Below are 14,874 nucleotides of genomic sequence, written 5' to 3'. Positions count from 1 at the left end.
GGCGCGTTCTACAGGCTGGCCCGCAAGGTCAGGCCATACCGACGATCGTTGATGACGAAATCACGGTAGCGCGACTCGTTGCCCAGGTAGCTTTCGCGACGGGTATCGAGCAGGTTCACGCCATCCAGCGAAATCGACCACACCTCATTGAGGTTGAAACGCAGCGAGGCATCCAGCTGGCCAAAGCCCTTGTTGTAGACCGGCAGGTTGCCGGTGCCGTTGCCTGCGGTGGTCACCAGCCAGTCGCTGCGCCAGTTGTAGGCCACACGGCCCTGGAAGCGCGCCGTCTCATAGCTGAGGATCGCGTTGTAGCTGTTCTTGGACAGGCCTTCCAGCGGCACCGTCAACGACTGGCCGTTGGTGTCGGTGGCGGTGGGGCTGGGCGCCTCGCTATCGACGTAGGTGTAGTTGGTCTGCAGGCCGAAGCCGCTCAGCCAGCCCGGCAGGAAGTCGAAGAACTGCGTGTAGCCCAGTTCCGCACCACGGATCCTGCCCGAATCGCCGTTGACTGGACGGGTGATCTGCCACACCTGGCCGTCGTACACCTCGTTGAAGACGGCGTTGGCGATGAAGCCTTCCACCTTCTTGTAGAACACCGTGCCATACATCATCGAGCCCTGGCCGAAATACCACTCCAGCGCGGTATCGAACTGATCGGCCTTCACTGCCTCCAGGTCCGGGTTGCCTGCCGCACCGGTACGCGTGGCGGTGCCGGTATTGGAGGTGCCGGTACTCAGGGTCAGGTTGGGATTGAGGCGGTCGAAAGTGGGACGCGAAATACCACGCGAGGCCGCAAAGCGCCACTGCAACTGGTCGCTCAACATCCAGCGTAGATTCAAGCTCGGCAACACATCGGTATAGGTCTGCTGCGCGTCCACCGGAATCAGACCACCGCCTTCGGCGTCTGTGGCGGTACGCACGCCCTGCGAGCCCACTTCGGTCCGCACCACGCGCATGCCGATATTGCCGTCAAACGGAATGTCGCCATCCACGCCAAAGCGCAGCACGCCGTAGGCCGCGTAGGTCTTCTCGTTCTGCGTGTTGATGTTGTTGGGCGCAAACACCAGCGGCGTGCCACCGAAAGTGGCAAGCGTCTGCTCGTAGTTGGCCACGGCCGCATCCGATGCCGTCAGCGTCGGACCGAAGGTGCTGCTCTTGCCACGGAAGAAATCGGTGATCGGGTTGGTCACCACGCCCACGCTGGGGAATTGCGAGAACGGCGTGCCGGCACATCCGTTGATGCACATGAAGCGGAACACGCCGCCCTTGGTTTCGGCATCGCGGTCGGTGTAGCGCACACCAGCCTTGAAGCTGCGCACGAAATCGCTGTCGAACGCCAGGTCCATGTCCGAGCGCCACGCGAACTCGGTGCCGGTGTTGTCGTCCTTATTGTCCAGGTGCCAGCGCCAGCCGTTGTAGTTGTTCTGGTTGGCCAGGAAACCTTCGGCACCACTGGCGTCGGTCACCGACAACGTGGGCAGATCGCCACGGAAATCCACGTTGAAGAACGGTGTGTTGTTCAAGCCGGTGGCCACGATATAGCGCGTGCCGGTGGTGGTCGCATCGACGTACTGGAAGTCGGTGCTCAAGGTCAGTTTTTCATTGACCGTCCACTTGCCGCCCAGCGAGTAGTCGGTAGTCACCGAATGCCGCTCGGTCAGGCTGGTGTTGGAGTCGGCCGGCACGTTCTGGAAGGTACCGTTGACGAACTCGTTGCGGCTGTTGACCTGGATGCCGGGGGTCCCCTGCATCGGGTTGGCACCGGTCAGCGCGAAGAACGAATAGTCGTGCCAGCTGAAACGGTGGTGTTGATACCGGCGCCATGCGGCACCGAGATTTCCCGGCCTTCGTAGCCCGGCAGATCGGTTTGGGTGTACCACGGCTCGATGGAAATGGTGTCCTGGCGGAACGGGCTCTTCTGCTGCGAGTAGTTCACCAGGATGCCGATCTCGCCGATCCCGGTCTGCCAGCGGTCGCTGAACAGGCCAGAGAACGCCGGCTTGCCCTCATCGGCCAGGTCGTAATAGTTGTACTGCACGCTGCCGGCGATCTTGCGACCTTCGTAATCGAACGGCAGGCGCGTGCGCAGGTCCACGGTGCCGCCCAGACCACCTTCGATCATGTCGGCCGAGGGATTCTTGTAGACGTTGACGCCGGCAAGCAATTCGGCGGACACGTCTTCGAAGCTCAGGCCACGGCCGTCGTTGGCGGTGAAGATGTCGCGACCATTGAGCTCGGTACGCACCTGGGTCAGGCCGCGGATGGCGATGGAGCTGCCTTCGCCGTAGTTGCGCGAAATCTGGATGCCGGAGATGCGCTGCAGCGCTTCGGCGACGTTGCTGTCGGGCAGCTTGCCGATGTCTTCGGCGACGATGGAATCGACGATCTGCTCGGCGTTCTGCTTGACCAGCTGCGCCTTGGTGACGCTGCTGCGGGTTCCGGTGACCTGCACCGTGTCCAGCTGCTGGGTGGTCGCTTCCGACGCCGGGGCGGCCGTGGTGGTCGCATCCTGCGCATAGGCCTGCGCGCTCAGCAGCGTGGCCACACTGATGGCCATCACCGAGCGGCGGAAATCACGGATCGAACGCTGACCCACAGCCCGGACTGCCGGAATGTGGCGATGTTGCACTGACATGGTGCTCCCTCCCAGGACGCATGTACTGCTGTTTTAGCAGGCCGGTGCGCGAACGCCCGGCCCGTCGTCATTGCTGTCGGAGCCGCCCCAGGCCTAGAGCATGAGTGCACCGACGCGAGGTAAACCTTGCAAGGCCTACCTGGCGCTAGCGGCGGGAGCATAGGGCGCGGCTGTCATGCCACACCAATGAAATATTCCTGCGGAGGTATTCGTTAAAGATATATCAATAACGCGAAACCCGATTCCCCAGGCATTGCCTGCCAACGAAACCGGGTTTCACGGCGCGCGCCAGCATCTGCGAAGGCGCGCACACTGCAACAGTGACCGACTGCACTACCAATTCATGCGCAATACCAACGAGTAGCGGCGGTCGTTGACGAACGAGGAACGGGTATACAACCGGGTATCCACTTCGCCGCCCTCGTACGAGGTGGGGCCCATCAGCACCTTGGTCACGGTGTTGGTCAGGTTGTTGGCCTGTACGCCGAGCTGCAGATGCGCGTTGAAGCGGTAGAAGAACGAGCCATCGAGCTGACCATAGTCGTCTGCCCAGGTCGGCAGCCGGGTGGCCGCGTCGCTGGTGGTCAACAGGTAGCGCGAGCGCCAGTTATAGGCCAGGCGCAACGACAACGGACCCTTCTCGTAGATGCCGGCCAGGTTGTAGCTGCGCCGCGACAGACCTTCCAGCGGCAGCTCGACGCCGTCCACGGTGGTGCGGGTGTAGGGATCGATGGCGGTGTTGGCGCCGCCCTTGCTGTCGACAAAAGTGAAGTTGGCATTGACGCCGAACCCGCTCATCCAGCCCGGCAGTTCGTCGAAGAACTGCGTATAGCCCACTTCGGCGCCACGGATGATGCCTTCGTCGGTGTTGTAGGGCCGGGTCACCAGCCACTGCCGGTTGTCGTAGGTCTCGCTGCGGGTCTGGGTGGAGAAGTAGTCCTTCACTTTCTTGTAGAACAGCGTGGCGTACAGCATGTCGCTGGTGTCGAAGTACCACTCCAGCGCGGTATCGAACTGGTTGGCGGTCATCGGCTTGAGGTTGGGATTACCCGCCGTGCCGACGAAGTTGGTGGCGTTGCCGGCATCGTCGGTCTCCACGTTCAGCAGCACATAGGGCTGCAACTGGGTGTAGTCCGGACGCGCCATCGCCTTGGAGGCGGCAATACGCCACTGCAAGGTGTCGGTGAAGCGCAAGCGCATGTTCAGGCTCGGCAGCACGTTGGTATAGCTACCCTGCGCGTTGTTGTCGAAGTACTGGCCGGTATACCGCGCCCGCAACTCCGGCGAGACGTTCAGACCGGACAGATCCTGGAACTGCCCAAACCCTTCGGCCTGGGTCTTGGTCTGCACGATGCGCACGCCCACATTGCCGTCCACCGGCACGCCCCAGGCCTCGTCGTTGCCAAAGTACAGCGCCGCGTAGGCGGCCTGGGTACGCTCGAACTGACGATTGGTGTCCTGCGGCTGGTAGGTGTCCGGTGCCCAGCCCCACCCACGCAGTGCGACGATCTGCTGCTGCAGCAGCTCCGATGCACGCCCGTAGTTCCTCACCAACCCGCTGTTGGGCACCACCAGGGTGGTCGGCACATTCACCCCACCGCGGAAGAAGTTGGAGAAGGTGAACTGCGAGGACTCGTCGGGCAGGAACTGCGACATGGTGGCCAGGCCGTTTGGACTGCCGGGAATGGCCGCCCAGTTGTCCGACAGCACGCCCCAGTTGTAGCCGGAGTTCTTGTTGATCTGGTTGCGGTCGGTGGCGCGCATGCCGAAGCGCGCAAAGCGCAGCCAGCTGCTGTCCTGGAAGGTGTATTCCAGGTCAACGCGGGTGGACAGCTGGCGCCCGCGGTTGTGGCCCAGGTGATCCATCGCTGCGGCCCAGAAATAATTGGACGGGTCCTGGGTGAAGCCCTGGTTGGCGATCTGCACGCTCGGATACTTGCCCGACACGTCATAGGTCAGCCCGGGCAGATAGGTCGCGCTGAACACGGTGAAGTCCAGCTGGTCGTTTTCCGACTGCACCAGTTGCACGTCGCCCTTGATCTGCAGATTGTCGTTGAAGTAATGGCTGAACCCCACCGACAGGTCCGAAGTGGTGGTCTGCTGATCCGAATAGCGGTTATCGGTGTTGAAGCGCACGCCGTCGCCGGTCAGCTGGCCGCGCCAGGAGTTGGACACCGGCGAACCGCGCTGGAACACGCCATTCTGGTCGTACTGGAAGGTGGTGCCCGGCGCCGGGCTGATGCTGTTGTTGCTGTCGTTGAAGAACGCCGCGCGCTCCTGCCAGTTCATGTCGTACTGCGAACGCAGGTACTGCGCGTAGATCTCGGTCTGGTCGCTGGGCCGCCACTGGAAGGCAGCGGCAATGCCGTCGCGCTTGCGTTCGAAATCCAGCTGGCGCCAGTTGACCCCGCCCGGCACGAACACTTCGCTGCGGCCGCTGCCCACCAGCACCGCCGCGTCGGTGCGGCGCACGTATGGCTCGACCTGGATGCCATCCGAGCGCGTCGCCAGTTCGGAATGGGCGATATCGATCATGAAGCCCATTTCGCCGATACCGGTCTGCCAGCGATCGCTGAACAGGAACGACGCCGAAGGCTTGTACTTCTTGCTCATATCGCCGTAGTTGACGTCGACGTTGCCGCCGACGATGCGGCCCGGGTTGTCAAACGGCATGCGCGTGCGCAGGTTGACCGTGCCGCCCAGGCCGCCTTCGATGATCTCCGCGGAGGGGTTCTTGTACACGTCCACGCCGGCCATCAGCTCGGCCGGCACGTCTTCAAAGCTCAGGCCGCGGCCGCTGGCGGCACTGAAGATGTCGCGCCCGTTGAGCTCGCCGCGCACCTGGGTCAGGCCGCGGATCATCACGCCACTGCCTTCGGCCGAGAAGTGATCCGGGTCGCTGCGCGCGGCGAAGTGATCGATGGTCACGCCGCTGACGCGCTGCAGGGTTTCGGTGACGCTGCGGTCGGGCAGCGCGCCGATGTCTTCGGCACTGACCGAATCCACGATCTGCGCCGCATCGCGCTTGATGACCTGCGACTTGATCAAGCTGGCGCGCACGCCACGCACTTCCACCGTGTCCAGGTCCACTGCTGTGCTGCCGGCCTTGCCCGAGGCGGCGTCCGGCGACGACGGCGCCTGTTGCGCATAGACCGGCGCGGCGAGCAGTAAACCGATGCTGACGGCCATGGCCGAGTGGCGCAAACGTGGGGTACGACGCGCACGCACGCCCGTACCTGCCGAGGCATGGCTTGAAAACTTGTACATCTGAATCCCTCCCAGGACGCGAGACGACTGAAGACTGGTTGTCGCGGCGCAACACGCCCCGCGTGATCGTGCGGAGACGGACGCTGGCGCCGGCTCCACGTTGTTGCTACATGGCGGCTAGACCGCCGATCACTTGCCCGACTTCACGTACGCTTCAGCATGGGATCTGGCGCACAGATATAGGCGCGTGCGCCACCGCCAACCAATGAAAATTTCACAGGGTGATATCACCCCACGGAATACCAATGGAAGAGCTTGCTCAGCCAAGGGATTCCGGCCCGCGCAGACCTGGGTATAACCGGCGCGCCGTGGTGCGCAGCGCCTGCAGGATGCGTTCGGCGCCCGGAGGCAGCACGTAATCGCGCCGCCGGATGATGCCGAACGACTCCATCCGCACCCCCAGTTCAATCGGCAGCACCGTCAGCAGCTTGGCCTGGATCAGTGGCGCCACCGACTCCACCGGCAAGGCGGTCAGCATGTCGGTGCCGCGCAGCAGGGTCGAGGTGACCGGCAGGGACGAGGTTTCGATGGCATTGGTCGGCGTCTGCACGCCGTGCTCCATGAACATCGAGTCCAGCCGCGCGCGCAGCACGCTGTCGGCCGGCGGCAGGATCCAGCCATGGCGCACCAGGTCCGCATGCTGCAGGCCGGCGCGGCTGGCCAGCGGGTGGCCGGCGCGGGCGATCACCGAATGCGGCTCGTCGGCCAGCGGCTCGAACTCCAGCTCGCCCACCCCTTCCGGCCCCAGGATGCGGCCAATCACGATATCGAGCTGGCCATCCAGCAACTTGGCCACCAGCGGACGGCTGTAGTCCATCTCCACCCGCACCAGGATGTCCGGAAACTCGCGTTTGACCTCGGCAATGGCCTGCGGCACCAGGTTGGTGCCCGGGTTGACCACGGTGCCGATCGAGGCCTGCCCCATCCGCCCGGCACGCAGGGCGGCAATTTCTTCCTGCGCGCGGCCGATCTCCGACATGGCCGCGCGGGCGCGCCGGATCAGTACATGCCCATACCAGGTCGGCTCGACACCGCGGGCGTGCCGTTCGAATAGTTTCACCCCGAGCATGTCTTCCATTTCGGCCAGCAGCTTGGAAGCGGCCGGCTGGGTCATGCTGGCGGCCTCGGCCGCACGCAGCACCGAGCGTTGTTCATGCAGATGCAGCAGCAGCAACAGTTGGCGTGTCTTGAGCCGGGCGGCGTTGAACCAGGGAGTCGCGGAATTTGCCATGGGATGCGATTACGGCCGTGTATTCATCGAGGGAATAGAATATGCCGAAAATTTCATTTGCCGCACATATCTCACCGCGCGAGGCTAGCGCTCGCCGCAGCAGGAGCCCCGACCTCCCGGGCGCGGCCAGAACAGACGTGACCCGCCTCGACCAGGCGGCAACACGCATGCCATGACCATGGAGGTGGACGACGATGACCGCAACTTGCCGGCGACTTGCGCGCTGTAGCAGCCGGCATACGCATGCCGCGCCTGGTCGTGTGCGCGTTGGCGCAGCGCCTCCCCGCATTGCGTTTTTGACACTGGATTGCGCATTGGCGGCAATCTTCTGCCCGCGCAGTCGCGCACGCTCCTCAAACGTTGCCGGCCACTCGGTCGCCAACGGCCGCTTTCCGCTCTACCGCGAGTAACCGCATGACCTCAGACACCACCGCCAGCCTGTTCGCCCTGCCGCTGATCGCCATCCTGCGTGGCATCACCCCGGAAGAGACGCCCGACCATGTCGGCGCGCTGATCGACGCCGGCTTCGATGCGATCGAGATCCCGCTCAATTCGCCGCGCTGGGAGCAGAGCATTGCGCTGGCCCAGCAGACCTATGGCAAGCGCGCCTGGATCGGTGCCGGCACCGTGCTGCGCAACGACGACGTGGACACCCTGGCCGAGATCGGTGCGCGCTTCATCGTCACCCCGAATACGCGCCCCAGCCTGATCCGCCATGCAGTGGCGCGCGGCCTGACCGTGGTGGCCGGCTTTGCCACCGCCAGCGAGGCATTCGACGCCATCGATGCCGGCGCAACGATCCTGAAACTGTTCCCGGCGGCGACTTATGGCGCGGCGCATGTGCGCGCGCTGCGCTCGGTGCTGCCCAGGCACATCCCGGTCTACGTGGTCGGCGGCGTCGGCCCACAGACCCTGGCCGGTTTCATCGCCCAGGGCGCTGCCGGTGCCGGCATCGGTGGCGAACTGTACAAACCCGGCCAATCCCTCGAAACAACCCAGACGCATGCACGCGCGTTCGTGCAGGCCTACCAGGAACTGCAAGGATGAAGATCACCCGCCTCACCACCTACCACGCCGCACCGCGCTGGCTGTTCCTCAAGGTCGAGACCGACGAAGGCATCACCGGTTGGGGCGAGCCGGTCATCGAAGGCCGCGCGCGCAGCGTGGAAGCGGCCGTGCACGAACTGGCCGGCTACATCGTCGGCAAGGACCCGGCGCGCATCAACGACCTGTGGCAGACCATGTACCGCGCCGGTTTCTATCGCGGCGGTGCCATCCTGATGAGCGCCATCGCCGGCATCGACCAGGCGCTGTGGGACATCAAGGGCAAGGCGCTGGGCGTGCCGGTGTACGAGCTGCTGGGCGGGCTGGTACGCGATCGCATGAAGACCTACCGCTGGGTCGGCGGCGACCGCCCCGGGGCCATCATCCAGCAGATCACCGACTACCGCGCGCTGGGTTTCGACACCTTCAAGTTCAACGGTACCGAGGAAATGAAGCTGATCGACAGCGCGCGCGCGGTCGATGCGGCGGTGGTCAAGGTGGCCGAGATCCGCGAAACCTTCGGCAACGCCATCGATTTCGGCATCGACTTCCATGGCCGCGTCGGCGCGCCGATGGCCAAGGCACTGCTGCGCGAGCTCGAACCGTTCAAGCCCTTGTTCGTCGAAGAACCGGTGCTGGCCGAACAAGCCGAGTACTACCCGCGCCTGGCCGCGAGCACCTCGATTCCGTTGGCGGCCGGCGAGCGCATGTTCTCGCGCTTCGAGTTCAAGAACGTGCTGTGCGCCGGTGGCATCGGCATGGTGCAGCCGGATCTCTCGCATGCTGGCGGCATCACCGAATGCGTCAAGATCGCCGCGATGGCCGAAGCCTACGATGTCGGCTTCGCCCCGCACTGCCCGCTCGGCCCGATTGCCTTGGCCGCCTGCCTGCACGTGGACTTCGTCTCGCACAACGCGGTGCTGCAGGAACAGAGCATCGGCATCCACTACAACGAAGGCGCCGACCTGCTCGATTACGTCATCAACAAAGACGATTTTCAGTGTATCGATGGCAGCATCGCCGCGTTGCCCAAGCCCGGGCTGGGTGTGGAGATCGACGAAGCCATGCTCAAGCGCGCCAACGAAACTCCGCCGGACTGGCGTAACCCGGTGTGGCGCCACAGCGATGGCAGTATCGCCGAATGGTGAGCATGCCCGAACACACCGCCGTGCTGGCGCTCGACAGCCGCTGCACGCACGGCGAAGGCGTGCTGTGGTGCGAGCAGCGCCAGGCGCTGTACTGGGTCGACATCAGCGAGAAGCGCCTGTGGCGGCATCATCCGGCCACGGCGCAATCGCGCTACTGGACGCTGCCCGATCGCCCCGGATGCCTGGGCCTGATGGACGATGGCCGTGTACTGGTCGCGCTGGCCAAGGCGATTGGCGTGGTCGACCCGGACAACACCGACGCCGACGCGCTGCCATTCGAAACGCTGGCCGACTTCGAAACCGGCAACCCGCACACGCGCAGCAACGATGGCCGCGTCGATCGGCACGGCAATCTGGTGTTCGGCACCATGGACGAACACGCCACCAAGGCCGCACGCGGCGCGCTGTATCAGTTCTCGCTGGCGCATGGCTTGCGTGCGTTGCCGCTGCCGGGCGTGTCGATCCCCAACTCGATCTGCTTCAGCCTGGACGGCCGCACCCTGTACTACTGCGACTCGGTACGCCCGCAGATCCTGTGCTGCGATTACGATCCGGAGACCGCGCAGACCAGCAACACGCGGGTGTTCACCACCCTGGATCGTGACGACGCCGAACCGGACGGCTCCATCATCGACAGCCAGGGCCACCTGTGGAATGCGCAATGGCGCGCCTCGCGCGTGGTGCGCTATCGCCCCGATGGCAGCGTGGAGCGCATCGTGCAGCTGCCGGTCAAGCACCCCACCTGCAGCGCCTTCGGCGGCGCGGCACTGGATCGCCTGTACGTGATTTCCTCGCGTCTGGACCAGAGCGCCGAAGAACTCGCCCGCATGCCCGACGCCGGCAGCCTGTTCGTCTGCGATCTCGCCATCGCCGGCCTGCCCGAAAGCCGGGTGGCCAGCGCATGATCGCCGTCGACTGGGGCACCAGCAGCCTGCGCGCCTACCTGCTCGACGCCAGCGGCGCCGTGCTCGACCAACGTCGCAGCAGCGACGGCATCCTGGCCTGCCAGGGCCGCTTTGCCGACGTGCTGAGCGCATTGATCGACGGCTGGGACGGCCCGGTACTGCTCTCGGGCATGATCGGCAGCCGCAATGGCTGGGTCGAACAGGCCTACCTGCCCTGCCCCACCGACACCGCTGCGCTGGCAGCGGCCATGCGCCGCTACCAGGACCTGCTGCCCGGCCGCACGCTGTGGTTCGTGCCCGGCGTCAGCACCGGCGAGCGGCGCGGCGTGCCCGACGTGATGCGTGGCGAGGAAACCCAGCTGGTCGGCCTGCTCGCCAGCCTGGGCCAGGGGGAGCACGTGGCCTGCCTGCCGGGCACGCACAGCAAATGGGCCACGCTCGGCAATGGCCGGCTGACCGACTTCGCCACCGTCATGACCGGCGAGCTGTACGCGGTGCTGTGCCAGCACAGCATCCTCGGCAAGCTGATCCCCGACCCCCACGCCGAACTCGACGAGCGCGCGTTCCTGCTCGGTATCGCGCGCAGCGCCGAACCGGGCGGGCTCAGCCATCACCTGTTCGGCACCCGTACGCTGGGCCTGTTCGACCGCCTGGACGCGCAGGCGCTGCCCTCGTACCTGTCCGGCCTGTTGATCGGCCACGAACTGCGCGAGCACCGCGGCACGCACGCCACCGTGCATCTGGTCGGCAGCCCCGCGCTGGCGCAGCGCTACGCGCTGGCGTTGACGCATCTGGGTGTCCAGACCCAGTACCACCCGGAGGACTTGGCCGCCGCCGGCCTGTACGCCCTGGCCCAGCAACGCGCTTTGGCCTGAATTCTGGGTGCAGACAGGACAAAAAGCCCCTCTCCCCCCGGGAGAGGGGTTGGGGTGAGGGTACGGCGGAAGGCAGCCATCTCACCAGGCAAGGCGTTCGTGCAGGCAAAACTTGCAGCGCGCGCAGCAAAACAGCCAGCTCCACGCAACAGCGCAGCAACCTCACACCCGCCACCAGACTGCTTTAGAATTGACAGGCTAAACGCCGGATTCCGCCATGCCTTTTGTTGTCACCGAAAACTGCATCAAGTGCAAATACACCGACTGCGTCGAAGTCTGCCCGGTGGATTGCTTCCACGTTGGCCCGAACTTCCTGGTCATCGACCCGGACGAGTGCATCGATTGCACCTTGTGCGAACCGGAATGCCCGGCCAATGCGATCTACCCGGAAGACGACGTGCCGGCTGGCCAGGAAGGCTTCGTTGCGCTCAATGCCGAGCTGGCCAAGGCCTGGCCGGTGCTGACCGTGCGCCAGGAACCGCTGCCCGATGCCGCCGAATGGGACGGCAAGCCGAACAAGCTGCCGCTGCTGCAACGCTGAGGCCGCCTTCGGCGAGCGCCCCCCGCCAGCCCCTCACCGCGAGCACTGCAAAACAAAACGGGCGCCTCAGGCGCCCGTTTCGCTATCCGGCCATGCTGACAACCACTCAGCCGCCGAGCTTGCTCTTCAGCGAGGAGATCACCGCCACCGGCGCGGCCGCCGTGGCCGGCATGCCGCGCGGGTCCACTGCCGACACGTAGCTGCCCGCCTCGACCTTGACCACGCGCACCAGGAAGCTGGAACCCTCGTAGCTCACGTCGTAGGAGCCAAGCATCTGCGCCTTGCTGGCGATGGTCAGGCCGGGGATATCGGCCAGCGCTGCACCCACCTTGGCGAACACCTCGTCGCGCTCGCCCGCCACGTTGAAGCCACTGTTGGCGCTCGCCGACGGCGGCGTGTTGGTGTTCTGCTGCGTGGCCGAGGCCAGGGTCGGAACCTTCATGGCACCGGAGGTGTCGGGCAGATTCAGGTCTGGCGGCACTTCCAGCGGGCGAGACTCCGGCGCCAGCGCATAATCGCCGCGCGCGCCCTTCTTGAACCAGCTGCAACCGCTCGTGGCAGCGACGGTGGCGGTCGCCAGCAACGCGAGCGACAGCACGCGGACGGGGGAAACGGAAGGACGCATCGATAGATCTCCTGGGTCAGGCCGCGAGCATTTCGCGGCTGGAAAGCGCTTCCAACGCGATGGCGTCGGCGGCAAGGCGGTCGGCGGCAGGCTGGTGCGCCGGGGAAAGTGGCAGTAGCGGCAGGCGCAGGCCATGCCCGATCCCGGCGCGCTGCAGCAGCGCCTTGACCGGGATGGGATTGGATTCGATCCCGCAGAAGCTGTGGTACTCGCGCAGGCGTGCGTCCCAGGCCAGCGCCGCTTCGCGCTGGCCGGCACGCGACAGGTCGCACAGGCGCCGATACGCCGATGGCAAGGCGTTGGACGCCACCGAGACCAGACCATCGGCGCCGGCCAGCATCGCCTGCGCGGCACTGCCGTCGTCGCCGCTGAGTATCGCAAAGGTGGCGCTGCGCAGCGTCACCAGCGCGGCCACGCGCTCGGATTCGCTGCGGGCTTCCTTGATGCCGACGATGTTCGGGTGACCGACCAGCTCGGCCACCGTCTCGGGCAGCAGGTCGCAGCCGGTACGGCCCGGCACGTTGTACAGCACCACCGGCAACCCGCCCTGGTCGGCGACTGCCTGAAAATGCGCCTTCAACCCCGCCTGGGTCGGCCGCACGTACGGTGGCGTGACCACCAGCGCGTACTGCGCACCCAGGGCGGCGACGCGGCGCGTCTGCACGATGGTCTTGGCGGTGCCGGACAGGCCGGTCCCGGCCAGCACCGGCACACGGCCGGCCACCTGCGCCACCGCCGCACGCAGCAGCGTGTCGTATTCGTCGTCGCTGAGGGTCGCCGCTTCGCCGGTGGAGCCGGCAACCACGATTCCCTGCACACCGCCGCGCAGTTGCTGCTCCAGCAACCGCCGCCAGGCATCCAGGTCGAGTGCGCCGTTGGGACCGAAGGGGGTCGCCAGCGCGGTGATGATGCCGGAAAGGGACAAGATTCTGCTGCTCTTACGTGACAGGAGAGGCCCGCGCGAGCGCAGGTTGAGACCAGCTGCATGTTACTTGCGGCGCGAAACCACGGGCAAGTATGCTGGTCACCGCCAGGGCGCCTGCCCGGGCGGCCATTCAGCCTGATGCAACGCCGGAAGCCCCTTTGACCGACTCGACTCCCCGGCCTTCGCCGACCGAAAACCACCTCCTGATTAACGCCTACACGACGCATCCGGAGTCCCCCCTGTTGCCCGTCACCCGCCGCATCGCCGACAGCGGCTGCAATCTCGTCGACGCCCGCCTGGCCACGGTGGGGCGCGATGTCTCGGTCACCGCACTGGCCACCGGCTCCTGGGACTCGGTCGCCAAGCTCGAAGCCATGCTGACCCGCCTGGAACGCGAGGAAGGCCTGAAGCTGGTGTGGTACCGCACCGGCCCCAAGCAGGCGCAGTCCAACCTGCTGCCATACATCGTCGAGGTGATTGCCGCCGACAAGCCCGGCATCCTGTTCCAGCTGGCCGATTTCTTCGACCGCCAGGGCATCACCATCGAAAACCTGCAGAGCACCCGCTACCGCGCCATGCAGACCGGTGCGGAGATGTTCTCGGCGCAGGTGACCATCGGCGTGCCGGCCAACATGCACATCGCCGCCTTGCGCGATGATTTCCTGGAATTCTGTGATCACCTCAATCTCGACGCGATCATGGACCCGATGAAGTTCTGAGGCAGGAGCACCCCATGGCCATCGCGCTGTCCGCGCTGCAACAGATGTTCGACCACATCCGCTCGGAAACCGACTGGGATCTGGATGGCCCGCTGCGCTGGGAATATTTCTTCGCCGACCCGGCGCAACAACCGCTGCAACGGCTCGCCGAGCAATTGACCAAGGATGGCTACCGGGTCATCGACATCTTCCTCGGCGAACGCGACGAAGACGATGGCGACGACGAGCAGTCGTATTTCCTGCATGTAGACAAGCGCGAGCATCACACGCTGGAGTCGCTGAATCAGCGCAATGCGCAGTTCGATGCGCTTGCCAAACGTTTCCATATCGCTGCTTATGATGGGATGGACGTCGGGCCGGCCTGATCGGCCGCCGACCACATCCTCCCTTCACAGGCCGAGCAACGATGACCGACGCTGCCACTCAACTTCCTGCCGCCACCCTCGACCTGCCGCTGGCGCTGTCCGGCGGCACCCAGACCAACCTGCGCGACCATGCCGGCCAGTGGCTGGTGATCTACTTCTACCCCAAGGACAGCACGCCCGGCTGCACCACCGAAGGCCTGGACTTCAACGCACTGCTGCCGCAGTTCAAGAAAGCCGGCGCCGCCGTGCTGGGCGTCTCGCGCGATTCGGTGAAGTCGCACGACAATTTTTGCGCCAAGCAGGGGTTTGCCTTTCCGCTGGTCAGCGATGGCGACGAGGCCCTGTGCCGCGCCTTCGACGTCATTAAGGAAAAGAACATGTATGGCAAGCAGGTGCTCGGCATCGAGCGCAGCACCTTCCTGCTCTCGCCCGAGGGGCGCATCGTGCAGGAATGGCGCAAGGTCAAGGTGGCCGGCCATGCCGAGGCCGTGCTGGCCGCGTTGAAGGCGCACGCCAAACAGTGACACCCCTCGCTTCCCGCGTCCTCCATCACCCTGCCCCGGCAGGCGTGATGGCTCGCCCCTGCTTCATCAC

General features: G+C 65.3%; 12 protein-coding genes and 1 pseudogene. 8 read left to right on the top strand and 5 right to left on the bottom strand.

Going from position 1 to position 14,874, the window contains the following annotated elements:
• Nucleotides 1–8 precede the first annotated feature (8 nt).
• The 3 genes and pseudogenes from ACCQ13_RS07605 to ACCQ13_RS07595 form a co-directional block, all read right to left on the bottom strand.
• Nucleotides 9–2,635 (bottom strand): annotated as a pseudogene (locus tag ACCQ13_RS07605) (TonB-dependent receptor).
• A 333-nt stretch (nt 2,636–2,968) separates the two neighbouring features.
• Nucleotides 2,969–5,902, bottom strand: coding sequence for a TonB-dependent receptor (locus ACCQ13_RS07600; RefSeq protein ID WP_159406938.1), 2,934 nt, complete (start codon nt 5,900–5,902; stop codon nt 2,969–2,971).
• Nucleotides 5,903–6,161: 259 nt separating this feature from the next.
• A complete protein-coding gene (locus tag ACCQ13_RS07595) occupies nt 6,162–7,133 on the bottom strand; it encodes a LysR family transcriptional regulator (protein ID WP_104601611.1) in 972 nt (323 codons plus the stop codon).
• 414 nt (nt 7,134–7,547) lie between these two features.
• On the opposite strand from ACCQ13_RS07595, the gene ACCQ13_RS07590 reads away from it, so the two are divergent.
• From ACCQ13_RS07590 to fdxA, 5 genes are all read left to right on the top strand, one after another.
• Nucleotides 7,548–8,180, top strand: coding sequence for a 2-dehydro-3-deoxy-6-phosphogalactonate aldolase (locus ACCQ13_RS07590; RefSeq protein WP_159406937.1), 633 nt, complete (start codon nt 7,548–7,550; stop codon nt 8,178–8,180).
• The gene (dgoD, locus tag ACCQ13_RS07585) at nt 8,177–9,325 is read left to right on the top strand and encodes a galactonate dehydratase (protein WP_159406936.1); all 1,149 of its coding nucleotides are present in this window, start codon (nt 8,177–8,179) and stop codon (nt 9,323–9,325) included. Before ACCQ13_RS07590 ends, dgoD begins: the two co-directional genes overlap by 4 nt.
• Nucleotides 9,319–10,230 carry an SMP-30/gluconolactonase/LRE family protein gene (locus ACCQ13_RS07580; protein WP_104601615.1) on the top strand — a complete coding sequence of 304 codons (912 nt, stop codon included), beginning with the start codon at nt 9,319–9,321 and terminating at the stop codon, nt 10,228–10,230. Before dgoD ends, ACCQ13_RS07580 begins: the two co-directional genes overlap by 7 nt.
• The gene (locus ACCQ13_RS07575; RefSeq protein ID WP_159406935.1) at nt 10,227–11,105 is read left to right on the top strand and encodes a 2-dehydro-3-deoxygalactonokinase; all 879 of its coding nucleotides are present in this window, start codon (nt 10,227–10,229) and stop codon (nt 11,103–11,105) included. The genes ACCQ13_RS07580 and ACCQ13_RS07575 overlap by 4 nt, the downstream gene beginning before the upstream one ends.
• 217 nt (nt 11,106–11,322) lie before the next feature.
• Nucleotides 11,323–11,646 carry a ferredoxin FdxA gene (gene fdxA, locus ACCQ13_RS07570; RefSeq protein WP_006453280.1) on the top strand — a complete coding sequence of 108 codons (324 nt, stop codon included), beginning with the start codon at nt 11,323–11,325 and terminating at the stop codon, nt 11,644–11,646.
• 106 nt (nt 11,647–11,752) lie between these two features.
• Here fdxA and ACCQ13_RS07565 read toward each other — a convergent pair whose 3' ends face one another.
• Together ACCQ13_RS07565 and dapA are read right to left on the bottom strand one after the other, a co-directional pair.
• Nucleotides 11,753–12,271: a hypothetical protein gene (locus ACCQ13_RS07565; RefSeq protein WP_104601617.1), complete on the bottom strand. Its 519-nt coding sequence runs from the start codon at nt 12,269–12,271 to the stop codon at nt 11,753–11,755.
• 16 nt (nt 12,272–12,287) lie between these two features.
• Nucleotides 12,288–13,196: a 4-hydroxy-tetrahydrodipicolinate synthase gene (gene dapA, locus ACCQ13_RS07560; protein ID WP_159406934.1), complete on the bottom strand. Its 909-nt coding sequence runs from the start codon at nt 13,194–13,196 to the stop codon at nt 12,288–12,290.
• A gap of 92 nt (nt 13,197–13,288) precedes the next feature.
• On the opposite strand from dapA, the gene ACCQ13_RS07555 reads away from it, so the two are divergent.
• From ACCQ13_RS07555 to ACCQ13_RS07545, 3 genes are read left to right on the top strand one after another with little or no spacing between them, the layout of a single operon-like run.
• Nucleotides 13,289–13,915, top strand: a complete 627-nt coding sequence (locus ACCQ13_RS07555) for a glycine cleavage system transcriptional repressor (protein WP_104601619.1) — start codon at nt 13,289–13,291, stop codon at nt 13,913–13,915.
• 14 nt (nt 13,916–13,929) lie between these two features.
• The gene (locus ACCQ13_RS07550; RefSeq protein WP_167526863.1) at nt 13,930–14,280 is read left to right on the top strand and encodes a ribonuclease E inhibitor RraB; all 351 of its coding nucleotides are present in this window, start codon (nt 13,930–13,932) and stop codon (nt 14,278–14,280) included.
• 41 nt (nt 14,281–14,321) lie between these two features.
• Complete coding sequence (locus ACCQ13_RS07545) at nt 14,322–14,804, top strand: peroxiredoxin (protein ID WP_104601621.1); 483 nt, start codon at nt 14,322–14,324, stop codon at nt 14,802–14,804.
• Nucleotides 14,805–14,874 lie beyond the last annotated feature (70 nt).

Source organism: Xanthomonas sp. NCPPB 1638 (assembly GCF_041475635.2).
Lineage (GTDB): Bacteria > Pseudomonadota > Gammaproteobacteria > Xanthomonadales > Xanthomonadaceae > Xanthomonas > Xanthomonas cucurbitae.
The sequence above is the reverse complement of the archived record's forward strand: the minus strand, read 5'-3'. Positions and strand labels throughout refer to the sequence as shown.